Origin of the sequence: Pedobacter sp. MR2016-19 (genome assembly GCF_014947265.1) — a bacterium.
Lineage (GTDB): Bacteria > Bacteroidota > Bacteroidia > Sphingobacteriales > Sphingobacteriaceae > Pedobacter.
In genome coordinates, this window is sequence record NZ_JADCNK010000001.1 from 381,605 (window position 1) to 405,802 (window position 24,198).

A 24,198-nucleotide genomic window follows, 5' to 3' on the forward strand; every position below is an offset into this window, starting at 1 on the left:
TGTAAAATGGATGATGTTTAGCCTGTTATTCAATTTCGTTTTCAACGATGTATTCTATGGCTTTATCGAAATCTACCTTATTCACCAAAACATTTATTTCGCCAATATTATAAGCCGAGAGCTGTTTATTTATTGTTACTGCCGGGATGCCAGCCTCTGTTAGCCCCTGTTTTAATACCTCTGCCCCAAAGGCATCGCTGGTGGTATATACTTTAACCCAATTTTCGCTCACGTGTTGCGTTATCTTTAAAAAATTTAAACAAAGCTATGGTAATTATTGCACTAATTAAATAGCCATACCATGGAAAACCAATCGGTTCATCAGCTTTATCGAGTGGCATGTGATGTTTTTGCATATAAAAAGCAGCACAAACCGCATAAGCATTGTTTAAAAAATGCGCCAGCATGGCATACCAGATGCTTCCGCTATAATAATACAGATAGCCAAAACCTGCACCCAGCAACATGCGAGGCAAAAATCCATAAAACTGGAGATGGATTGCACTGAAAATAATGGCCGTACTCCAAATGGCGATGTGATGATTGCCCAGCATTTTTTTCAACGAACCCTGTAGCCCTGCCCTGAAAAAGAGTTCTTCGCCAATAGCAGGCAATACCGCAATCATAATCAGGTTAACCACAAAATCCCAGTTGCTCCTCACCGTGATGAGTTGAATGGTCATTTTCATGGCTTCCCGTTCCTTCATCTTCATCCAGTTTTCTACCCCCTTTAAAAACTCTGGCAACACCATTTTTTGATTAAGTACAGCTACCCATTCCATAACGGGCATACTCACCACCATAATGGCAAAAACCAAAACAAAAGGAAGAAAATTAGGCTTATTAAACCCATAAAAAGTATTTGGTTTTTGTCCTTCTGTATAAGCTAAAACAATAGGAGGTAAAATAAACATTCCTATAGAACTAGAAATCTGGATTATTTTTAAGGCTGTAATAAATTTAGGATCGCCACTCATAATTGATCCAAATTCGCCAAAGATAGAGGTGCCATAAACAATTGCAATGGCTATAAAGCCTAATAATGTGCATATTACCGCACCAGCTGCCCAGTAAACGCAAAGTAAAAATATCTGTAAAAGTGGGTGGCTGCCTTTGCGGATGGGTGTTACAAAATTCATTATTTGTACCTTTGTGTGTTTTATTAATCGTTGAAGATAGAAAATGTCTGTTAAGATAGGAAATATAGATTTAGGTGAGTTCCCCTTATTGCTCGCTCCAATGGAGGATGTAAGCGATCCACCGTTCCGTTACGTATGCAAAAAAAACGGGGCTGACATGATGTATACCGAGTTTATTTCTTCGGAAGGCTTAATTCGCGACGCGGCAAAAAGCAGACAAAAACTTGACATTTTCGAATATGAAAGACCGATCGGCATTCAGATTTTTGGTGGAGATATCGATCACATGCGCGAAGCCTCAGAAATTGCTTCTGCCGCAGGTCCAGATCTTGTGGATATTAATTATGGCTGTCCGGTAAAAAATGTAGTATGTAAAGGTGCTGGCTCCAGCTTACTGCAAGACATTGATAAAATGGTAAAAATGACCGATGCTGTAGTTAAAGCTTCGCATTTGCCCGTTACCGTAAAAACCCGCTTAGGCTGGGATGACAATACCAAAAATGTTTACGAAGTTGCCGAGCGACTTCAGGATGTGGGTATCCAGGCACTTACCATCCATGGCCGAACAAGGGCACAATTATATAAAGGTGAGGCCGATTGGAGTTTGATTCGCGAAATTAAACGTAATCCACGCATCAAAATCCCGATTTTTGGCAATGGTGATATTGATAGTCCTGAAAAAGCGGCCAACTGGCGCATGGAATATGAGGTAGATGGCATTATGATCGGTCGTGCGGCCATTGGTTACCCCTGGATTTTCCGAGAGGTAAAACATTTCTTCAAAACCGGCGAACACCTTGCCGGACCAACCATTGAAGAAAGGATTGAAGTTTGCCGTACCCATTTGGATAAATCACTGGAATGGAAAGGCCCAAAAACCGGGATTTTCGAAATGCGCCGCCATTATGCAAACTATTTTAAAGGTCTGCCAGATTTTAAACCTTACCGCATGCGTTTGGTGGCAGAGCCCGATATCAACAACATTTACAGCATTTTAGAAGAAGTGGCAGAAAAATTTGCCAACTATGATGCTACAAAGGTAATGGCTTGATTTTTGAAAGCTTTTTTCATACATTCGTTATCATCATGGTTACAGCTATTACAGACGGGGTTAAAGTTTCAGTTGAAACAGTTTACCAGCCAGAATATTCAAATCCGGCCAACGAGCATTTTATGTTCGCTTATCGCGTAGAAATTTCCAACCTATCTGATTATGCTGTGCAGTTAATGCGCCGCCAATGGTTAATTTTCGATTCGAACTCCAGCCGTAGGGAAGTAGAAGGTGAGGGTGTTGTCGGTTTGCAGCCTATTATTCAACCTGGCGAAACGCATGTGTACGTTTCAGGTTGTAACCTAAAAACTGATATGGGCAGCATGAAAGGTACATATTTGATGAAACGTGATATCGACGGTTCACAATTCGATGTCGATATTCCCGAATTTCAATTGGTTGCCCCTTATAAATTAAATTAATTTTTTTCTTTATTTTTGTCACCCTGAGCGTAGTCGAAGGGCGAAACCAACATTCATTTTTTAGAAAAGCAATTTCAGGATTCCATTTTAAAGTCAGTCCTGCTTTTCATTCCAAGTCCGCACTCGTTCCTCGTTTACGGGCTTTCCATTGCAATCAGGTTTAAATTGCAGGGGTTCTGCTAATATCAAAGGTTTAACAGCATAACGTATAAATCCTTCCTCTGCACCCTGCAACCCCAGATAGTACCAACTTACCCGTGCCACCTAAACCCGATCGAAGCGGGATGCCGATATTTTTCTATCGGCAGAAGCGGGAGCGGGACCGAAGCACTCCTATTACCACAAAACCTGCTTTCCAAAAAAACTGGATATAAAACTTAATAACCAATGTTTGATTAATATACTTTATATATATCTATGCTAAAAAGACCCTGAATAAATACTATGTAGCTTTCCGCTGCGCCACAGGTCAGGGTGATGGAAAACCAAAAACGGCCAGGATTATTATCCCAGCCGCTTTGTATTTTTCATAATTGGATATTTCTTAATCCCTGCTTCTTCCAAAAAGCATCGATGCATAATATAATAAATTGGCTAATGCACCAACGGCTGCTACCACATACGTCATGGCTGCCCACCAAAGTGCATCTTTAGCCTGCGCATTTTCTTCTTGTGTTTGCATTACACCATTATTATTTTTTAGCCAGGCCAATGCTCGGTTACTGGCATCAAATTCAACTGGTAGGGTAATGATACTAAATATGGTTACCAATGTTAAACCCACTACACCAATGGCCAAAACAATTGGGTTTCCGGTAAAACCTATTAACAATACTCCAATTAATAATACCCATTGTAAAAGATTAGATGATATGCTCACTACCGGCACCATGCTGCTTCTTAACTGTAACCAGTTATAGGATTTCGCCTGTTGCACTGCATGTCCACATTCGTGAGCTGCTACTGCCGCCGCCGCTACGCTACGGCTATAATATACATCTGTACTTAAATTAACGGTTTTATCTGATGGATTGTAATGATCTGTTAATTGCCCTTCGGTACTCATCACTTTCACGTCATATATCCCATTATCATGCAGCATTCTTTCTGCTACCTCCTTGCCCGATAAACCAGAGCTTAATTGCATCTCGGCATACTTGGAAAACTTGTTTCTAAACCGCCATTGTACAAACATGCTCAGCAATAATACCGGGATGATTAATATTAAATAAACTCCCATTTTCTTATGTATGTTTTTCGTTTGGCATATATCAAAAAGCGTTCCCATATTATTTGAATGTTAAAAAACAGTACATTTATATTATGTTAATTGATCTTTCATACTGGGAAAAAGAATCCTTTTTAAATTATGATGTCATTATTATCGGTAGCGGAATTGTGGGTTTAAATGCTGCCATCCACCTTAAAAAATCAGTACCATCCTTAAAAATTATGATACTGGAACGGGGCCTTTTCCCTGCTGGTGCAAGTACAAAAAATGCGGGTTTCGCATGTTTTGGTAGTATTTCTGAACTCATAGTGCAGGAAGAAACCTGCGGACCTGAACAGCTTGCCTCACTGATAGAAAGAAGGTGGAAAGGTCTGCTCAAACTGCGTAACTTATTGGGCGATAAAACCATTGATTACCAATGTTTGGGCGGATACGAATTATTTAAACAGGAACACCATTTTTTGGCCGACACATGTGTATCCAAAATTGAACATTATAACTATCTTATTAACGACATTATTGGATCCAATGCTTTTAGCATTAGCAATAATAAAATAAAAGCTTTTGGTTTCGAATCAATTGAAACTTTGATAGAAAACCGATATGAAGCGCAGATTGACAGCGGTAAAATGATGTTTGCTTTAATCCAATATGCACAACAACTCGGGATTAGCATTTTTAACAATTTTACGGTAGATTGTATTGAAGAAGAATCAAATGGTTCCCGCTTGATCACCAAAAACGGAAACTTTTTCTGTAAACGGTTGATCGTTACAACCAATGCCTTTATTAAAGATCTTTACCCTGATATTGATATTAACCCAGGCCGCGGTCAGGTTTTAATTACCAAACCCATTAAAGATTTAAAGATAGCAGGTACTTTCCATTACGATAAAGGTTATTACTACTTCAGAAATATAAAGAACAGAATTTTATTGGGTGGCGGCAGAAATCTCAATTTTAAAGCTGAAGAAACTACTGCTTTTGGCCAAACGGAACCAGTTCAATCAGCGCTCGAACAATTACTAAAAGAAGTAATTTTACCAACAACTAAATACGAAATTGATTACCGCTGGAGCGGGATTATGGCTTTCGGAAAAACTCTTGAACCACTTATAGAAGAGATTAAGCCGAATATCTTTTGTGCCACGAGGTGTAACGGAATGGGCGTTGCTATTGGTGCTCAAACAGGAGAAGATGTAGCGAATCTGCTGCTGAAAAGCTTATAGCATTTTTAACACAGAGCACGCTGAGTTTACTGTTATATTTCTGTTTTTAAAGATCCTTCATTGCATTCAGTATGACAAACAGTGGAAAAGGAGTGACATCAATTCCATCATCCATTTTACATTTTACATCATTTAAACACCACCGTTTTATTCCCACTCACAAAAACGCGATCTTCAAAAATAAGTTCCAACGCTTCTAATAATACTTTTTTCTCTATCTCTTTACCAGCACGAACCATTTCTTTTACGCCAAAATTATGATCAACGTGATTGGTGTGTTGGGTAATAATCGGACCTTCATCCAAATTATCGGTAACAAAATGTGCAGTAGCCCCAATAATTTTTACCCCACGTTCAAAAGCTTGGCGATAGGGATTGGCACCAATAAAAGCTGGTAAAAATGAATGATGAATATTGATGATTTTACCCGCATAATCTTTTACAAAATCAGCTGACAGAATCCGCATAAACTTGGCTAATACCAGGTAATCTACCTCAAATTGATTGATAATTTCTTTTATTTCAGACTCAAATACACTTTTACCTTTATTGCTATGATCTACATAAAAATATGGGATGCCCAGTTTTTCAGTAAAATCCCTCAGGCTTTCATAATTTCCGATGACACATTTAACATTGGCACCTAAAGTTTTAAACTGGTTTTTGATCAGTATTTCCGCCAAACAGTGGTACTCTTTAGTTACCAAAACGGCAATCTGCTTCTCCTTTTCCGTAATCAAATTAACCTCTGCAGCATTGGGAAGATTTTCTAAAAGTTTTCCCTTTAATTTTTCCGCATCTTCTAAATCTCCGGTACAGGCAATCCTTGTAAAAAACGCTTTATTTGCTTCATCAACAAACTCCCGCATGGCGATAATATTCAATTGATGTGCAGCCAGAACCCGGGTAATATTGGTAACCAAACCAACTTGATCAGGACAAGAAATAAGGACAGTTAATGCGTTCATTTATAAAATACTAATAGCCAATTATAGAAAAAATTTACGTTTTTTTATGTTTCATTTTGACTAATTTTTTTTGGTATATCTATTTTAAATCTCCATTTTTACTAAAATTTTTATCATTATGGAGACTGTCGGCATTGCTTTACTAATTGTTATTTTAATTGTTCTGGTCATTTTATTGCTAAAGAAACCCCAGGCTGCACTATCTGTTGTATCGATAGAAGATTTTGAACGGATGAAAAGCGAAAATGAAGTCTTAAAAATTAGTTTAGCCAAAGCCGACGAACGTGTTTCTAATTTATCTACTGAAAAAGATCACATTACTGCCTTGCTAAAAGAAGAACAACAACGCTTAATTGATGAATTACAGGCTGAACGCGATCGGCTTGCCGACGCCAACCGTGAGCTGGAAAGCACCAGATCATTCTACCTGGCCGAAAAAGAAAAATTAGTTGAACAAAAATTAAGTTATGAGCAGTCGCAACAAAAACTGAATAAAGACTTCGAATTAATTGCCAATAAAATTCTGGAAGAAAAATCTACCAAATTTATTGAACAGAACCGCACCAACCTCGATATTATTCTCAATCCTTTAAAAGAAAATATAAAAGCTTTTGAAGATAAAGTAGAAAAGGTTTACAAAGCCGAATCGGACGAAAGGAATATTTTGAAAGGTGTAATTTCAGAACTGCAGATTCAAAGCAAACTCATCCAGGAAGATGCCAATAATTTAACCAAAGCTTTAAAAGGCAATAGTAAAAAACAGGGAAACTGGGGAGAGATCATTCTGGAAAAGGTACTGGAGCGTTCTGGTTTAGTTAGGGATCAGGAATACCGTATCCAGGCTTCTCATACCTCCGCAGAAGGTAGCCGCTACCAGCCCGATGTGGTAATCGACCTCCCGGACGATAAACACCTTGTTGTTGATGCTAAGGTAAGTTTGGTCGCTTATGAACGATCTGTATCAGCAGACACAGATGAAGAGCGTGAAGGCTATGTAAAACAGCACCTGGCCTCCATTAAGAATCACATCCAGGAATTATCTGCTAAAAACTACCAGGATTTATATAAAATCAATTCTCCGGATTTTGTTTTATTGTTTGTTCCAATCGAATCTTCTTTCAGTATTGCGGTTCAAAAAGATGCAGAACTTTTCAATTTTGCATGGGACAGGAGGGTAGTAATTGTGAGTCCGTCAACCCTATTGGCTACCTTGCGCACCATTGCCAGTATGTGGAAACAGGAACGCCAAAACCGCAACGTAATGGAAATTGCCCGTTTAAGTGGCAGCATGTACGATAAGTTTGTGGGTTTTGTTGCCGACATGGAAAACATTGGCAAATACATCAAAAACGGACAGGATGCTTATGATAAAGCCATTAACAAATTATCAATCGGCGCGGGTAATCTAACCAATACTTCTGAAAAGATTAAGAAATTGGGTGCGAAAGCTACTAAACAGATTGATGCGAAATATTTGGATATTAACGAAACGCAAGATTTATAATTTTCATAATTATAAGGCAAAGTCGTCAGATTTCTGTAATTTATACAAAAAAAGGTTTTAAAACAACAATGTCGTCATTTCGAGCGAAGTGCAACGAGTCTAGAAATCTATATCAGCAGATCTCTCCATTTCGCTACGCTAAAGTCGAGATGACGACATGTCGTTTTTAACTAAAGTCTATTTATTAAAAGCATTCCAGCCCTGAGCCTTCAGCTCGTGTACTTTTTCTGATTTAGAAACCATTTTACAGCCCGAATTTTTATCGGTAACGTGGCCAATTACGGTGATGTCTACATCATGTTTCAGTTTTTTATAATCTTCCTGACTGATGGTAAACAACAATTCATAATCTTCACCACCACTTAAAGCACAAACCGTTGGATCTAAACCTAACTCGCGGGCAGTTTCATAAGTCATTGGATCTAAAGGTATTTTCTCCTCGTAAATGGTCATTCCTTTATCTGATTGTTCTGCCAGGTGCAAAATTTCAGAAGCCAAGCCATCCGAAACATCGATCATAGAGGTTGGCTTAATATTCATTTCATCTAAAAGTGCAATAATATCCATCCTGGCTTCAGGTTTCAATTGTCTTTCGATGATATAATCTTTATCTTCTAAATCTGGTTGGATCTGTGGATTTTCCAGATAGATTAATTTCTCTCTTTCTAAAATTTGCAGCCCTAAATAAGCACCACCCAAATCACCAGAAACACACAATAAATCATGTTCCTGAGCACCATTTCTGTACACTACTTTATCTGCATCCGCATAACCAATACTGGTAATACTGATAACCAAACCTTGTTTACTTGAGGAAGTATCGCCACCGATTAAATCAATGTTATATTTATTGCAGGCCAGCTCAATGCCCTTATAAATTTCTTCTACAGCTTCAAGCGGAAATTTACTTGATAAACCCAGCGAAACCGTAATCTGACTGGCTTTTCCATTCATCGCATAAATATCACTCAAGTTTACCTGCACTGCTTTATATCCCAGGTGCATTAAAGGCACATAAGCCAAATCGAAGTGAATTCCCTCCAGCAATAAATCGGTCGAAATCAAGGTCTGTTTTCCTTTTGCATCCAAAACGGCTGCATCATCGCCCACACCTTTTACCGAATAATCGTTTTTAATTTTAAAATTAGTAGTCAGGTGTTTAATCAACCCAAATTCGCCTAATTCATTAATATCTGTACGCTCTTTATTTTCAAACATAAATTATATTACAATTATCGTCATGCTGAACTTGTTTCAGCATCTTAACAAATAAGACCCTGAAACAAGTTCAGGGTGACGGATTTATCTATTTAATATTTTCCATCCAATTTTTACCTTCTGTAAACCTGGCAATTAACATCGCTGCAACATTATCGCCGGTAGCATTCAACAATGTAGCCATCGGATCAACCAGAGTTCCGATAATCATTGCGGGTGGCAAAGCTTCCGGTGGCAATTGGTAGGCCGAAACCATTAATAACTCCCCAATATATCCTCCATTTGGTATTCCACCTTCTACTATACTCACCAAAACCGTAATACCTAAGGCTAAAATAATGGTATCCACATGTACCAAATCTTTACCAAAAATGGCAAAAACCACCGCAATTTTTATGATTGAACTAATGCTCGAACCATCTTTATGCAAAGTTGATCCCAAAGGAACCGTCACATTGGTGATGTAAGCAGGCACTCCCATTTTTGTTGTTCCTTCTAAATTAGCCGGAATAGTGGCAATACTACTACAGGTACCGATAGAAGTTAAAGAAGGTACAATATTATTTTTCCAAAATACTTTTATGGCTTTAAATCCACCTGCAACGAAAGCGTATAAAGTGAAAAAAACAATAAAATAAAATGCCCCAACACCATAATACAAACCTAAAGCTTTTGCATAGGTTCCAAAAAGCTGTGGACCGAATACACCAACCTGATAGGCAAAATAGGCACCTAAACCTATCGGCCCGAGTTTCATGATTAAAATAATGAGTTTTTTCATCACTTCATTACCAGAAACAAGGAATTTTTTAAAGCCCTCACCTTCCTTATCTGCGTATAAAGTAGAAAATCCCACCAAAACTGAAAAAATAATCAGTGCCAGCATATTTTTTCTACTTCCGATCTCGAAAAATTCACCTACGGTTAAAAGTTGTGTCATTTGTTCGCCAAATGATTGAATTTTTTCAGGTTCTGTCGGTATTGTTGCACTTCCCAATTGTTGATGGATCGGAAAAAGCCATGTCGCTGCCAGTGTTAAAATCGCAGAAATCAGTATTGTTGCCAGGAAAACCAAAACCATTACGGTTAATAATCTCCCTAGTTTTTTAGTCCTGTCTATATTTGCAATGGCTGATGAAACTGCAAAAAATACCAATGGAATAACCGCGGTAAACAACAAGTTCAAAAATATATCACCCAGGGGTTTAATACTTTCAACACTTTTTCCAAAAATTAAACCCACTATGCTTCCAACAGTAATACCTGCCAAAAGCCATAATAAGCCTGAGTAATTTTTAAGGATGTTGTTTTTTTCCATAAATAAAAAATTAGACTTCCGAAGTTTTGCCAGCCTGCGGACTCTGGGAAACTTCGGAAGTCAGGCTTACAACCCCAATTCAGCCGAAATATCCAACATCCTTTGGATCGGTTTACGCGCCTGTTCAATAATATGCTCAGGAACAGTTACTTCAGGCAGACCATTTTTAATACATAAATATAGTTTTTCTAAAGTATTTCTTTTCATATACGGACAATCGTTACAGGCACAGCTGTTATTTGGTGGCGCCGGTATAAACGTCTTTGTCGGATTTGCTTTTTCCATCTGGTGGATAATTCCACTTTCGGTAGCTACAATAAATTCGGTAGCAGGATTGGTAATCGTATATTTTAAAAGTCCCGTTGTTGAACCGATATAATCAGCCATTTTTAAAACTACTTCTTCACATTCCGGGTGCGCAATAAATTTCGCATTCGGGTGACGTTCTTTCAGTTTTGTAATTTTCTCCTGCGAAAAAATTTCATGAACCATGCAGGCACCGTTCCATAATACAAGATCCCTACCTGTTTTTTTCGCAACGTAAGCACCTAAGTTACGATCCGGGCCAAAAATGATTTTTTGATCTTTCGGTAAACTCTCTACAATCTGCACCGCGTTGGTACTTGTACAAACAATGTCACTTAAAGCTTTTAATTCGGCCGTGCAGTTTACATAAGTGATGACCAGATGATCCGGATATTTTTCCTTGAACTTTCTAAATAAATGCGGCGGACAACTATCTGCTAATGAACATCCTGCCTTTACATCAGGTAATAAAACCGTTTTTTCAGGCGATAAAATCTTCGCCGTTTCGGCCATAAAATGCACACCTGCAAAAACAATTACATCTGCATCTGTTTTTGCAGCCTCCTGAGATAAGCCCAAACTATCGCCAATATAATCCGCAATATCCTGTATGTCAGGCTCTTGGTAATAATGTGCCAGGATGATGGCATTCTTTTCCTTTTTTAATTTCTCAATCTCTGCAAAAAGATCAAGTGTAGGATCAATTTCTTCTTCTGCGAAACCTTTTTTGTTGATTTCTTCTAAGACATCTATGTTCATTTTAAAATTTTCCTTTTTTGAATTTTGACGTTGGCCAAAGATAAAGCTTTCCACGTCTCAATAATTAATAAGTTATTTTAAATAAATAAATCTTGTTTGTTTATTAGTGTGTTAATAATGTTGGCAAGTTGATAAAATTCTTTCTTTTATATAAGTTGTTAATCGTTTACTAACATTTAGATTACATTTTTATAACATCATAAGTTTGATTTCCAGGGTTATCGAAAATCGGTTCAATTTTTATCAATACTGGAATGTTAATTGTTTATAAGTGGGTAAAAAGTTAATTACTTATATAAAGCTGCTTAAAAATAGTGCAAAAGATTGTGGCAAATTGTGTTTTTAGAGTAGCTTTAAACATTCAAATTTATTTGTTAGGATAATTTAGACACAGAGTTAACATTTATTAACTAGTTGTTAACATCGTGGATAAAGTAAATGTTTTTATTAATGAGGAAAGTAGATTTTCTGGTAATTGGTTCAGGTATAGCGGGTTTGAGTTTTGCACTTAAAGCTGCAAAGTTCGGTAAGGTTTTAATTGTTACAAAGTCGAATGAAGACGAATCGAATACAAAATACGCTCAGGGCGGCGTTGCAGTTGTGGTGGATAAAGGTGATTCTTTTGAAAAACATATAGAAGATACACTGATTGCGGGTGACGGATTATGCGATGAAAAAATTGTGGAAATCGTTGTAAAAGAGGGGCCTCAGCGTATTCAGGAGATCATTGACTATGGTATAAATTTCGATAAGGATAACGCTGGTTTTTACGATTTAGCTAAAGAAGGTGGTCACTCAGAACACCGCGTTTTGCACTATAAAGATATCACCGGATATGAGATTGAGCGGGTGTTACTAAGTGAAATACATGAGAATAACAACATAGAGATATTAACACATTACTTTGCGCTGGAGTTGATAACACAGCATCACTTAGGTGAGTTTGTGGATAAACGTACCGAAGATATTAACTGTTATGGTATATATGCCTTTAACACAGAGCTTAACGATGTGGAAAAGATTGTGGCAAATGTAACTGTGATGGCTTCGGGTGGTGCCGGACATGTGTATTCGGCCACAACAAATCCGGTTATTGCAACGGGAGATGGTATGGCAATGGTTTACCGGGCAAAAGGAAAAGTGAGGAATATGGAGTTTATTCAGTTCCATCCAACGGCTTTGTATCATCCTGGAGAGTATCCATCGTTCCTAATATCAGAAGCGTTGAGGGGTTTTGGTGGCGTTTTAAGACGTAAGAGTGGCGAGGAATTTATGCATGAATATGATGAACGTAAATCTTTAGCACCACGCGATATTGTTGCACGTGCGGTAGACAATGAAATGAAGAAATCAGGTGATGATTTTGTTTATTTGGATATTACGATGCGTAAGAAGGAAGATATTCTGAAGCACTTCCCTAATATATATGCTAAATGTTTATCTATAGGGATTGATATGACAAAAGATTATATACCAGTTACTCCTGCATCTCATTATATGTGTGGTGGTATTCTGGTTGATGAATATGGTCGCTCTTCAATTAAAAATTTGTATGCCTGTGGAGAGTGTTCTTCAACTGGTTTGCATGGTGCTAACCGTTTGGCTTCCAATTCTTTACTTGAAGCAACAGTTTTTGCACACCGCATTTACCAGGATGCTATTGAGAACTTTAAAAATAATATTATTCCGGATCACATTCCTGAATGGAATTCTCAAGGGGTTACCCAAAGTAATGAAGATGTATTGGTAACACATAACCTAAGAGAGCTGCAAAAAGTGATGGGTGATTATGTAGGCATTGTACGTTCTGATTTCCGTTTAGAAAGGGCACATCGCCGTTTGTTTTTAATTTACCAGGAGACAGAAGAATTTTATAAAAAGAATAAGGTTTCGGTTAAACTTTGCGAACTACGGAATGTCATCCAAACGGCTTACCTGGTGATTAAATCAGCGATGCAAAGAAAAGAGAGTAGGGGATTACATTATACTACAGATTATCCGGAACATGCTAAGGAACTGGTAGATACTGTTTTTTAGTACACCTTTAAATCCCCTTAAGGGAACTTTAACACGTCCATTTTTCATCAACCATCTTACATTATATTATGCCTTTAATACTACCCGTAAAAGATAAATATCCTGAAATTGGAAAAGACAATTTCATTGCAGAGAATGCTACCATAGTTGGTGATGTAATAATAGGTGATAAATGTTCAGTATGGTTTAATGCCGTGATTAGAGGCGATGTAAATGCGATTACGATCGGAAATGAATCTAATATACAAGATGGTGCAGTAATCCATGCCACCTACTTAAAAGCATCTACACACATCGGTAATAGAGTGTCTGTAGGTCATAATGCAATCGTACATGGTTGTACTGTTCAGGATAATGTGTTGATCGGCATGGGCGCTATAGTAATGGATCATGCGGTGATAGAAGAGTATTGTATTATTGCTGCCGGATCTGTAGTACTGGAAAATACCATCTGCGAAACAGGCTATTTGTATGCTGGTACACCTGCAAAAAAAATAAAGCCCATTACTGATGAGCAAAGGGCTTTGTTGAATAAACTTCCTGATAACTATGTTATGTATTCGGGCTGGTTTACCGAATAGCTTCCGTCATTTCGACTGAAGTGAAACGGAATGGAGAAATCTGTCTCGGGATAGATCTCTCCGTTCCAGTCGAGATGACTATTTTTTTACTTAATTGGAGGTGCAGGTATCACTAGAGGATCTTCCCGTTCCCAATTGGGTTTTAAATCCATTAATGCTTTTAAGTACCAAACTTTTTCGGGTTGGTAACCGCCTTTAACACTTCCTGTATCCCAGATTCCGTTTTTATTGTCATCGTAAATTACCCTGAGCATATACTTACCTGCAGGGTATTTAGAAAAAGTAACTTTAGTATTTTTACTGACCGGAAAAGATTTTATAATATCTTTTTTTTCATTAAGAAATTGAATTACATAGCTTTTCGACGTATCCGGAACAGTTACATTTAATACCAGGGTAGTGTAGGCGTCTGAACTCTCCAGCGTAAATTTTTTGGATAAATCTTTATTTTTTGCATTAAATATAGCCGTAAACGCACCTGCACCTATTTTTAAGTCGTAAGTTCTTTTAGTTTTCCAGGGATATTTCAGGTAGTATTTCTGTTGATCTACACTGTCTTTTACCAATTCGAAGTTCGTTCTTTTTACAGAGTCCTCCAGTAGGGTAATCTTGGATGGATCAGCACCTGTCATCGGAAATGGAAAAGTCAGCGTTAATTGCTGAAACGGATTTAATTTACCTCCGGACAGGTTATCTGCTATGGTTAAATCGCGTGTATAAGTATCTTTTTTACCCCTGGTAAAGTTTAACGTCTGCAAAATCTTGCCTTGATCCTGAATAGCAACCTTTACTGAATCAAAACTCATGTCTTTTAACCATATTTTTGCCGTATCATTATTTTTAGTGAACTGGACGTATTTGCCTACGTCAACCGCAGGAGGATCAGTAACCGTAATTTTAGGGCTTTTAAGCTGCTGATTAAAGATAATCGATATGCTACCGTCATTATTTAGTTTCCGGTCTAATACACGGAATTCTGGAGCCAATTCTTTAAAGATCTGCAGATCTATGTTTTCTATATTCTTAACAATTATAACCGGCTCTTTTATAAATCCAACTTCATCTGAAATCTGCTGGTATATTTTATCACCACCACCACTGCTTTCTTTAATGGCATATACCTTATATGTACCCTTTCTCAGGTTGTTCAGTTTATAAGTTCCGGAACTATCGGTAGTAGTATAAATGGAAGGGCGTCTTTTTCCGAATATGGTATCTCGTTCGAGTGGCAGTATAAACACAGTAGCTTCTTTCTCTGGTTCATCAGTTAGCGAATTGATTACTTTACCACTGATGGATAAAGAATCGATTTCTGGACCGGTTGAAAAAACGTAAGATAGATTTTTAACGACATTTCCTTCGTTGACATCGGCTATCGATTTTCCAAAGTTTAAAGTATAGGTTGTATTTTTTTCCAAAGAATCCTGAAGTGCAATTTCTAATCTTTTTTGACGCTTCTTTAAAACCGGAAGTTTTTCCTGATCAGGAGAAATCGAAAATTCTTTAAACTCATCTTTAATATTAAAATATTCATCAAACTCGATCACAATTTTTTTAGCATTAAAATTCCTCGTTTGATTTTTTGGAGTCATGCTTAAAACTTTTGGTGGCTTTGTATCTTTTGGACCACCTTGTGGTGTTTGGATACTTGCACAACCAAAAAATAGGAGCGAGGTTAACACAACCGCTAAATTTTTAAGGTTAAAGTATTGAGTTTTTAAATTTGGCATATTTTAAACGTTCTGACGAATTTTTATACTTTTTGGAACCGTAACATTAAAAAATATTTTTTTAAGCTTATATCGCTTTATTTTAAGTTTATTTTAATTTACTTAAAGTATTGATAATCAATTACTTATTAATATATACCATTAAAACTGATATATCTGAAGGTGAAACGCCAGAAATTCGTGAAGCCTGACCTAAAGTACGTGGTTTGATTTTAAATAATTTTTCTCTGGCCTCTTTTGAAATGGAAACAATTTTATTGTAGTCGAAATCTGGTTTAATTTCTTTGTCTTCCATCTTCAGCATTTTGGCTACAATTTCATTTTCTTTTTCAAAATAGCTTTCATACTTAATTTTGATTTCGGCTTGTTCAATAGTCTCATTGTCTAAATCTTTTGTTACTACTGCAAGCGCTTTGCTTACCTTGATCAGGTCGGGCAAACCAACATGAGGTCTACCAACCAGGCTGTGTATTTTAACATTTTGATTTAAAACACTTGATCCTAAACTTTCAAGCATTGGATTGGCATCGCTCATTTCTATGCCCTGGTTTTTGGTGAACTTAACCAAAGCATCAGCATTTGCAATTTTCTGATTTACCTTTTCTAAACGCTCGTCAGAAATTAAACCCAATTCATGTCCGATAGGAGACAGGCGGATATCGGCATTATCTTGCCTTAATAATAAGCGGTGTTCTGCTCTCGAGGTAAACATGCGATAAGGTTCTTCTGTTCCTTTCGTTACCAGGTCATCAATTAAAACACCGATATAACTATCAGATCTTTTCATGATCAACTCATGTTTATCTGTAATTTTTTGATGCGCATTTATACCAGCCATGAAGCCTTGGCAAGCCGCCTCTTCATAACCTGTAGTTCCGTTTATTTGTCCGGCTAAAAATAAATTGCTGATCAATTTCGTTTCTAATGTTAAAGACAGTTGGGTAGGTGGGAAGAAATCGTATTCAATGGCATAGCCGGGTCTGAACATTTTTGCCTGCTCAAAACCTGGTATTAATCTTAGTGCTTTAAATTGTACATCTTCCGGAAGTGATGTTGAAAATCCATTTACATAAATTTCACAGGTATTCCATCCTTCAGGTTCAACGAAAATCTGATGTCTGTCACGCTCAGCAAAACGATTAATTTTATCTTCAATAGATGGACAATATCTCGGACCTAAACCTTTAATTCTCCCGGTAAACATTGGCGATTTTTCGAAACCTTCCTTTAAAGTTTCATGAACATCTCCATTGGTATAAGTGATCCAGCAACAACGTTGATCGGTTGAAACTTCGGTATCTGTATAGGAGAATTTACCTGGATTTTCATCACCCCATTGTTCTTCCATTTTGGTGTAATCCAAACTTCTTCCATCTACGCGTGGGGGAGTACCAGTTTTCATTCTGCCTGCTTCCATGCCTAATTCAACCAGTTGTTCGGTAATACCGGTTGATGCTCTTTCAGCTGTCCTACCTCCTCCAAATTTCTTTTCTCCGATGTGCATTACACCATTCAAAAATGTTCCATTGGTAAGTACTACTGCTTTACTTTCTATCTCAATACCTAAAGAAGTCTTAACACCATATACTGTCTTTTCTCTTACCAACAAACCAACAACACTGTCTTGCCATATATCAAGGTTAGGTGTTCGCTCCAATGCTAAACGCCATTCTTCTGCAAAGCGCATTCTGTCAATTTGTGCTCTAGGACTCCACATAGCAGGACCCTTAGATTTGTTGAGCATTCTAAATTGAATGGTCGATTTATCAGAGATTATACCTGAGTAACCACCCATTGCATCCACCTCGCGAACAATCTGTCCTTTAGCCACACCACCCATAGCAGGGTTACAACTCATTTGGGCAATGGTGCCCATGTTCATTGTAATTAATAAAACAGATGATCCTAAATTGGCAGCAGCGGCAGCAGCTTCACAGCCTGCATGACCAGCACCAACAACAATCAAATCGTATTTTGAAAACATTTTATATTATATTTCTTTAATTGTTCCACGTGGAACAATTGGTTTTAACTTTTATAAGATGCTGAAATAAACTCAGCATCGTGTATAGTTTTAGTTGTAATATTTTAATAATCACATTCAGTCTGAATATAGTTAAAGACCTATTAGTAATCTTATCATTCATTCGTTTGCTCGAATAAACTTGCAATTTTTATTAACGTTCCACGTGAAACATAACGTGTAAATTAGGTTTGAATTGCTTTATTTTATTCTGAAAGTTCGAGCCAACGCATGGTGTACTCGTCAAGTTTACTTTGGAGGGTTTCAATTTCGCTGGAAACTTCCTGGATTTTTACATAGTCGGTCGCATCGATTTTAACTAAACTTTCGTTAAGTAATGCTATTTTTTTCTCTGTTTCCGCAATTCCTTTTTCGCTATCTTCTAATTCTTTTTGCTCCTTGAAACTTAGTTTTTTTGCAGCTTTAACGGGTGCTTGTTCCACAGCCGGGGCGGGTCCTTTTTTAGTTTCTGTTTTTGCTTTTGGCTGTTCTAAACTTAAACGGTACTCTGAATAATTACCATTATAAATTTTAACAACACCTTCTCCCTCCATGATAAATAGTTGATCACTCATTTTGTCGAGCAGGTACCTGTCGTGAGAAACCAACATTAATATGCCTGGAAAGTTTTCTAAAAATTCTTCAAGAACGTTCAGGGTGTCTATGTCAAGATCGTTCGTTGGTTCATCCAGAATTAAAAAATTCGGATTTTGCATGAGCACCTTCATCAGGTTCAAACGTTTCTTTTCACCACCACTTAATTTCTCAACCATGCCATGTTGTTTCTTTGGCGGGAAGAGAAATAGAGTTAATAGGGCAGAGGCCGTAATTACTGAACCATCAGCCATCTTAATATATTCGGCATCCGATTTTACAATATCAATTACCCTCTCCTTTGGATCGAAAGTTAAACCACCTTGTTTGTAATAACCAAAAACAGTTGTCTCCCCAGTATCAACTTTACCAGCATCTGGCTTTAATTGACTCGTAATGATATTTAGCAGAGTAGATTTACCAGTACCATTTTTTCCTGCTAAACCAATTCTATCTCCTTTTTTAAAGGTATAACTAAAATCGTTGATGATTGGACGGCCATCAAATGCTTTTTTGATGTGTTCTACCTCAATAATTTTCCCGCCTTGACGAGACATCTTCATTTGGAGGTTAATACTCTGATTATCAGACTTTTTCTTTGATTTTTCCTCTAAATCGTAAAAAGCATTGATTCTGGCGTTAGATTTGGTTCCACGTGCCTGTGGCATGCGCCTCATCCATTCCAATTCTTTCTTTAATAGCTGTTGGTTCTTATGTAAAACTGTTGCGTCTAAAGCTTCTCTTTCGCTTTTCTTTTCTAAGAAGTAAGCGTAATTTCCATTATAGTTATAAATCTTACCTCTATCTAACTCAACAATGGTATTACAAACATTATCCAAAAAGTACCTGTCGTGCGTAACAAGTAAAATAGTTTTTTGCCCGGTAGTTAATAATTTCTCCAGCCATTCAATGGTATCAATATCCAAGTGGTTGGTTGGCTCATCAAGCACCAGAATTTCCGGGTCTTCAATTAAAAGTTTAGCCAGAGCCAAACGTTTCTTTTGTCCACCAGATAGGGTAGATATTTTCTGTTGAAGGTGAGTAATACCCATTCTGTTTAAAATGGTTTTAATCTCGTGCTCATATTCCCAGGCATTATGTTCACTTAACTCTTCATATAAACGGTTAAGTGTTTTTTCGTCTGGGTTAGGGTCTTCGATTAATTCTTCATATTCCTTAATCAACTGCTGTTGTTTATTTTCTAAAGAAAATATATGGTCGCTGATTGAGAAACCTTCAGTAAACTGTGGTTCCTGATCAAGAAAACCAATTTTAACAGCTTTATTTTTTACAATTTTACCTTCGAGTGGAGGGAACCTTTCTGCCAGCAATTTCAAAAGTGTACTCTTGCCCGCGCCATTAATTCCAACCAACGCCACGCGCTGACCAGAGTTAATACCTAAGGTTAAATTTTTAAATAGCCATTCGTCATGATAACCATGCCCTAAGCCTTCTGCCGCAATTAGTGTGCTCAATTTTTTTGTATTTCGGATTTATAAAGGAAAATTAGTGCAAAGGTAAGGATAAATTAGTTGCAACGGCATATTCTAAATTTAAAGGACTGCTAATACCAGTTAAAAATGGCAGAATATTGATGCATTAGTTTGTCTATTCAGTAATTCATTGGTATTAGTGAATAGTTTCAATAAAAGAAAACAGCGGCTGGAATCGCTCCGCCGCTGTCTCAATCATTAACTAAAACTAAACTTTATCTTGAAATGTCCAGGATATACACCCCAGCATGTAATTGTTGTTTTTTGAATATAAGACTGCGGTTGACAGAAAATGTTGCATGAAATCCAGGTGTATTATACCAGTACAGACTAATTGTCGACGAACGCCCTTAACTGTTAGACGAACGCCATTAAATATTGAGATGGGATTATTTACTTGTCTTAGCAAGCCATGGAAATTATGGAGTACAAAGTCCAAGAAAGGGTAGGATATGGAAATGGGGTGTTGTGATAATCATTAAAAGATTTGCTTCGCAGAGCCTCCGGGTTCTTCGCTGCGCTCAGAATGCCATCAGGAAAAAAGTTTAGACTAAACTAATCCAACTACCGCTCTATAACCAAGATACTCATCTTCTTTTTCGGTCATCAGGGTCTTGGCATCTTTTCCTTTGTCTTTGTAACCCAGTAAATGCAGGGTTCCATGGATCATAATGCGGCAAACCTCATCAAATTCTGCTGTTTTAAAGGTCTTGGCATTTTCTTTAACACGCTCAATGCTGATGAAAATATCGCTTACAATCTGTTTTTCTTCTTCAGAATTATCAAAAGTAATAATATCGGTATAGGTATCGTGGTTTAAATATTGTTGGTTGATGCCTAAAAGATATTCATCGCTACAAAAAATGAAATTTAGTTCCTGCAAATTAAATCCTTCTTTCTCGATGGTAGCTTTAATCCACTTCTTTACTTTTATTTTCTGAGGAAGATTATAGCTAACTGATTCAGTAAAAAATGATATTGCAGGCATTGTTTTTTTGTTTTATGGCTGCAAACTTAAGAAATAGTTGTCGTTATCTCAACCACACAGCATCCGTACCAATACATATTTAAATAAAAAGATCCGTCATTGCGAGGCACGAAGCAATCTTAATGCACAGGCTATTAGCGATCGTTGTAAGATTGCTTCGTCGGCTGAAAAAGCCTTCTCGCAATGACGACTTCTCGCATCATATTAATGCACCATATTCAACGATTTCAAATACTCTGCAATTTTGTTTTTGTAATAATAATTTAAACTAGGAGGTAGTTTCTGTAGCATATCATTACCATTTTGTTGCTGTTTTTTAAACTGATCGACCATCTTTTGATAGGATGGAGGGAACTCCTTAGCGGCTTTACTTTCTCTTTTTGAATCTTCTTCCTGATCACGTTCAGCTTTTTCTGCTTCTAGTAATTTGGTTAATAATTCTTTTTGCCTGTTTAAGGTTTCTTGTTGCAAACGTTTGTTAACCAGATCGCTTTCAGTCTGTTTCATTTCTTTAATGGCTTCGTTTAGGTTGCCCATTTTACCGGTGCCATCTTTGTTCTCTTCACGGTTGATCTTTTCGAGTGCCTGGCGGATCATCTGCTGTTGCTGCGCCATTTTACCAAACTCCTGGCTCATTTGTCCTTTACCGACTGTACCTTGATTGCCACCTTGTTTTTGCATCTGTTCCCTGGCTTTTTGCATGCTCTTATTCAGTTGTTCCTGCATTTGAGAGAGCTGCTTCATTCCTTGTTTTTGTTTTTTTCCGCTGCCGCCTTTACCGTTCTTCTGCATATTTTGCAGTTGACTTAATGCTTCGCTCAACATCAAAGTTAGATTATTGATAGAAGTCATGGTAAATTGCTGGAAACGATTAGCCTCAGATGTTCTTCTATCACCCAAATTTTCCAAACTTTTATCCAGGTTGAAGTTAATCTTGTTCATCTCCTCGTTAACTGTCGATTCTATCTGGGGAACACGTTTACTTAGGCTGTATAAGCTATCAGCGATAGTTTTAAGGTTGTCTTTAATGCTGCGCTGTTTCTGAACGTTGCTGGTATAGGAAGGATCTGCCGCGGTCATTTTTTTTAAAGCAAGCATTACTTTTTCCTGATCAAAAGAAGTGGTCAATAAATTTTCCAATAGGCGCCGTAACTCTTTAGCATTCAGGTTGTTTTCCATTTCTTCACCCTGCTGCTGCATATCACTCATTTTTTTAGATAGTTTTTCCATCTGCTCACCAGCTTTTTGCTGTTTTTGGCTAGCGTTTTTTGAATCCTTTTTATCTAAAGCATCTTTACTATCCTGCTGTTCTTTTTGTATATCCTGCACATCTTTTTCAGGATTTTCGAAAGGATTGGGCCTTTCAAGAAACTGATTTTTTTCTTGCAGTTTTTTCAGGTCATCTTTCAGGTCTTTCATTTCCTTGTTAAGTGCATCCTGTTTCTGCTTTAACGATTCATTGTCCTGTTTTTTGTCTTTTGTTTGTTCTGCAAGTTCTTTTTGTTCTTTAGCAAGCTCATTTAACCGATCGATATCGGTTTGAAGATTTTGTTCAAATTCCAACTGTTTATAAAGTTCTAAAATCCTGTCGAGTTCATTTTTGAGGGTTTTATTGTCCAATTGCATTTTAGAAAGCTCCTGCTGTGTTTGATCTTTATTTTTCTCATTCATCAGGTTCTGCAGCTTTTGCAAAAGTTCTTTGGTTTTTTCATCCAGTACATTATCAAAGAGGTCTTTGATCTGTTTTTGTTTTTCTAAAAGTTCTTCTGTTTGTTTTTGATCTTCCTGCTGCTGAATGTTTTTGTCGTTCTGTTCTTTAATTTCTTTTACAGCTTCATCAAGTTGTTTTTGTTTGTCCAAAAGGGCTTCAATCTGCTTTTTATCTTCGAAAGAGATCTGTTTTTTATCAATAAGGCTTTCAGCTACTTTTTTACTCTCTTTTTCGATGGTATTGGCCAAACGTATGGCTGACTGCACCTTCTTTTTTAGGGCCTGGTTGCTGGCGTTTACCTGTTCGGCAGTTTCTTTTTTGGTAGGCTGTTTAAAGGTTTTAATTTCCGACCGGGTAACTTTTGCGCCATTTACGCCATCATTGTCGGCTACTTCAAAGTAATACTCAATCTCCTGGCCGGGTTTGGCGGTGGCAGTTTTTAAATTCCAGAAATAGAAGAAAGTATTTTCTGTCGCATTGCTTTTAATCGCAATATTTTTGGTAACTGTGTTTACAATCCGGTTATTTTCTTTAATGTTATACTTAAAACTTAAGCGGCTAAAACCATAATCGTCAGTCACGTGACCGTTGAAATACAAGGCTTTGTTACTCACCGAATCTGATTTTTCTTCAACAGAAATGCCAGGGGATTGATCTTTAACAACCGTAATTTGATGAGAAAGCGAATCTCTGATTGTTACATATTGGTTTTTAGGTGTGATGCTATATTTTGAATTATTTCTGATGGTGGCATTAAAGACTGATTCATTCTCCTCAACTTTTAAAACATTTTCGGTTCCGTTTAAAATAAACAGCAGTGAACTGCTCTGACCGGTTTTAAAGTTCCAGGTAACTTTTGTGCCTTCGGGTAGAAGCATATCGCCAACATTGGCAATCAACTCCTGTTTTTTGCCCAGATAAGCAGGGTAATTTAAAGTTGCAGTTGCATTCAGTAGTTCGGGGCGCGGTTTAACCGAAACGGTAAATGCAGCTGAGCTAAAGCCACCTCCTTTAAAAATCAATTTTTTATCGCTCTGTATATTTTCGATGTTGTAATTAAACTTACTGATGTTCTTTTTTTCGAGTTTATAGGTGTTTTTTCCGTCTTCAACGTAAATTTCGGCAGGAAGTTCATCACCAGTCAGTTTGACATTTAGTGTTAAATCATCACCTTGGGTAACGGTTAAATTCTTATTCAAAACCGTGAAACTGAAAGGCGATTTAGGTGCAATGTATTCATCGTACTTAAAAAAACTGTTTGTACCCTCGCGTAAAATAGTAGGTGCGATAATGGCAATTAACAGAATAATAGAAAGGGGAACAAAAAGATACTTTAAATACTTCCGGTTATCGTTAATGCTAACAGCGCTGTAAAACGGAACAGGTTTAAGCTCAAGGATCTTTTGATCGATACTCGCGAGAATGAGGTGGTTATTTTCTGGATGATTTTCGGATAAATGATGAAGTTGTAAGGTGTTCAGTAACTTATCCTTAATATCGGAAAAGTGATTTCCGATGATAACCGATGCTTCGTTAAAAGTGAGGTACTTACTCAGTTTTAACATGGCAAGCAAAGGTTTAATGATTAAAAAACCAACTAACAATACACTAATCAGTAAATAAGCAAAGAATACAAAGGTTTTAAATCCAGCTGTTGGGTTGAGGTAATAAAGGCTTAAAAAAACAACGAGGTACAGCCCTAAAAGTATGGCAGCGGCATAAATACTGCCACGCAAAATCTTATTTAAATAAAATTTGCGGATAAACTCATCTATCTTCCGTAATAAATCGCTGTAGTTGTTGCTCACCATGTCACCGTAAATGTAAAAATTGTTCCAGTCAATTGAAAGGAAAGTATATTTAGGTAACGTGTTTATTTCAAATAGTTTATCTATA

The 24,198-nt window shown here is 37.2% G+C and carries 18 protein-coding genes; 6 read left to right on the top strand and 12 right to left on the bottom strand.

Annotated elements, in window-relative coordinates; genetic code table 11:
- Nucleotides 1–25: 25 nt before the first annotated feature.
- On the bottom strand, nucleotides 26–232 hold the full coding sequence (locus IM793_RS01640) for a putative signal transducing protein (protein ID WP_193419430.1): 207 nt from the start codon (nucleotides 230–232) through the stop codon (nucleotides 26–28).
- Nucleotides 213–1,139, bottom strand: a complete 927-nt coding sequence (locus IM793_RS01645; RefSeq protein WP_193419431.1) for a CPBP family intramembrane glutamic endopeptidase — start codon at nucleotides 1,137–1,139, stop codon at nucleotides 213–215. Before IM793_RS01645 ends, IM793_RS01640 begins: the two co-directional genes overlap by 20 nt.
- 43 nt (nucleotides 1,140–1,182) lie before the next feature.
- Here IM793_RS01645 and dusB point away from each other — a divergent pair, with 43 nt between their 5' ends.
- Both dusB and apaG read left to right on the top strand, forming a co-directional pair.
- Nucleotides 1,183–2,190: a tRNA dihydrouridine synthase DusB gene (gene dusB, locus IM793_RS01650; RefSeq protein ID WP_193419432.1), complete on the top strand. Its 1,008-nt coding sequence runs from the start codon at nucleotides 1,183–1,185 to the stop codon at nucleotides 2,188–2,190.
- A 35-nt stretch (nucleotides 2,191–2,225) separates the two neighbouring features.
- On the top strand, nucleotides 2,226–2,612 hold the full coding sequence (apaG, locus tag IM793_RS01655; RefSeq protein ID WP_193419433.1) for a Co2+/Mg2+ efflux protein ApaG: 387 nt from the start codon (nucleotides 2,226–2,228) through the stop codon (nucleotides 2,610–2,612).
- 544 nt (nucleotides 2,613–3,156) lie between these two features.
- Here apaG and IM793_RS01660 read toward each other — a convergent pair.
- A complete protein-coding gene (locus IM793_RS01660; RefSeq protein WP_138820781.1) occupies nucleotides 3,157–3,852 on the bottom strand; it encodes a zinc metallopeptidase in 696 nt (231 codons plus the stop codon).
- An 83-nt stretch (nucleotides 3,853–3,935) separates the two neighbouring features.
- On the opposite strand from IM793_RS01660, the gene IM793_RS01665 reads away from it, so the two are divergent.
- Nucleotides 3,936–5,072, top strand: coding sequence for an FAD-binding oxidoreductase (locus IM793_RS01665; protein ID WP_227256100.1), 1,137 nt, complete (start codon nucleotides 3,936–3,938; stop codon nucleotides 5,070–5,072).
- A 128-nt stretch (nucleotides 5,073–5,200) separates the two neighbouring features.
- Here the strand turns inward: IM793_RS01665 and purU are convergent, their stop codons facing one another.
- The gene (gene purU / locus IM793_RS01670) at nucleotides 5,201–6,040 is read right to left on the bottom strand and encodes a formyltetrahydrofolate deformylase (RefSeq protein WP_193419434.1); all 840 of its coding nucleotides are present in this window, start codon (nucleotides 6,038–6,040) and stop codon (nucleotides 5,201–5,203) included.
- Between the two features lie 118 nt (nucleotides 6,041–6,158).
- Here purU and IM793_RS01675 point away from each other — a divergent pair, with 118 nt between their 5' ends.
- The gene (locus IM793_RS01675) at nucleotides 6,159–7,544 is read left to right on the top strand and encodes a DNA recombination protein RmuC (RefSeq protein WP_193419435.1); all 1,386 of its coding nucleotides are present in this window, start codon (nucleotides 6,159–6,161) and stop codon (nucleotides 7,542–7,544) included.
- 177 nt (nucleotides 7,545–7,721) lie between these two features.
- On the opposite strand, the gene thiL is transcribed toward IM793_RS01675, so the two are convergent.
- From thiL to nadA, 3 genes are all read right to left on the bottom strand, one after another.
- Nucleotides 7,722–8,762: a thiamine-phosphate kinase gene (gene thiL / locus IM793_RS01680; protein WP_193419436.1), complete on the bottom strand. Its 1,041-nt coding sequence runs from the start codon at nucleotides 8,760–8,762 to the stop codon at nucleotides 7,722–7,724.
- An 88-nt stretch (nucleotides 8,763–8,850) separates the two neighbouring features.
- On the bottom strand, nucleotides 8,851–10,080 hold the full coding sequence (locus IM793_RS01685; protein ID WP_193419437.1) for a dicarboxylate/amino acid:cation symporter: 1,230 nt from the start codon (nucleotides 10,078–10,080) through the stop codon (nucleotides 8,851–8,853).
- 66 nt (nucleotides 10,081–10,146) lie between these two features.
- Nucleotides 10,147–11,145, bottom strand: coding sequence for a quinolinate synthase NadA (nadA, locus tag IM793_RS01690; RefSeq protein WP_193419438.1), 999 nt, complete (start codon nucleotides 11,143–11,145; stop codon nucleotides 10,147–10,149).
- Between the two features lie 450 nt (nucleotides 11,146–11,595).
- Here nadA and nadB point away from each other — a divergent pair, with 450 nt between their 5' ends.
- Both nadB and IM793_RS01700 read left to right on the top strand, forming a co-directional pair.
- The gene (gene nadB, locus IM793_RS01695) at nucleotides 11,596–13,182 is read left to right on the top strand and encodes an L-aspartate oxidase (protein WP_193419439.1); all 1,587 of its coding nucleotides are present in this window, start codon (nucleotides 11,596–11,598) and stop codon (nucleotides 13,180–13,182) included.
- A 68-nt stretch (nucleotides 13,183–13,250) separates the two neighbouring features.
- A complete protein-coding gene (locus tag IM793_RS01700; RefSeq protein ID WP_193419440.1) occupies nucleotides 13,251–13,763 on the top strand; it encodes a gamma carbonic anhydrase family protein in 513 nt (170 codons plus the stop codon).
- An 86-nt stretch (nucleotides 13,764–13,849) separates the two neighbouring features.
- Here the strand turns inward: IM793_RS01700 and IM793_RS01705 are convergent, their stop codons facing one another.
- From IM793_RS01705 to IM793_RS01725, 5 genes are all read right to left on the bottom strand, one after another.
- The gene (locus IM793_RS01705) at nucleotides 13,850–15,493 is read right to left on the bottom strand and encodes an Ig-like domain-containing protein (protein WP_193419441.1); all 1,644 of its coding nucleotides are present in this window, start codon (nucleotides 15,491–15,493) and stop codon (nucleotides 13,850–13,852) included.
- Nucleotides 15,494–15,614: 121 nt separating this feature from the next.
- Nucleotides 15,615–17,477: a tRNA uridine-5-carboxymethylaminomethyl(34) synthesis enzyme MnmG gene (mnmG, locus tag IM793_RS01710; RefSeq protein ID WP_193419442.1), complete on the bottom strand. Its 1,863-nt coding sequence runs from the start codon at nucleotides 17,475–17,477 to the stop codon at nucleotides 15,615–15,617.
- 245 nt (nucleotides 17,478–17,722) lie between these two features.
- Nucleotides 17,723–19,585: an ABC-F family ATP-binding cassette domain-containing protein gene (locus tag IM793_RS01715; RefSeq protein WP_193419443.1), complete on the bottom strand. Its 1,863-nt coding sequence runs from the start codon at nucleotides 19,583–19,585 to the stop codon at nucleotides 17,723–17,725.
- 568 nt (nucleotides 19,586–20,153) lie between these two features.
- Nucleotides 20,154–20,591, bottom strand: a complete 438-nt coding sequence (gene ybeY / locus IM793_RS01720; protein WP_193419444.1) for an rRNA maturation RNase YbeY — start codon at nucleotides 20,589–20,591, stop codon at nucleotides 20,154–20,156.
- Nucleotides 20,592–20,795: 204 nt separating this feature from the next.
- On the bottom strand, nucleotides 20,796–24,113 hold the full coding sequence (locus tag IM793_RS01725) for a DUF4175 family protein (protein WP_193419445.1): 3,318 nt from the start codon (nucleotides 24,111–24,113) through the stop codon (nucleotides 20,796–20,798).
- Nucleotides 24,114–24,198: the final 85 nt, after the last annotated feature.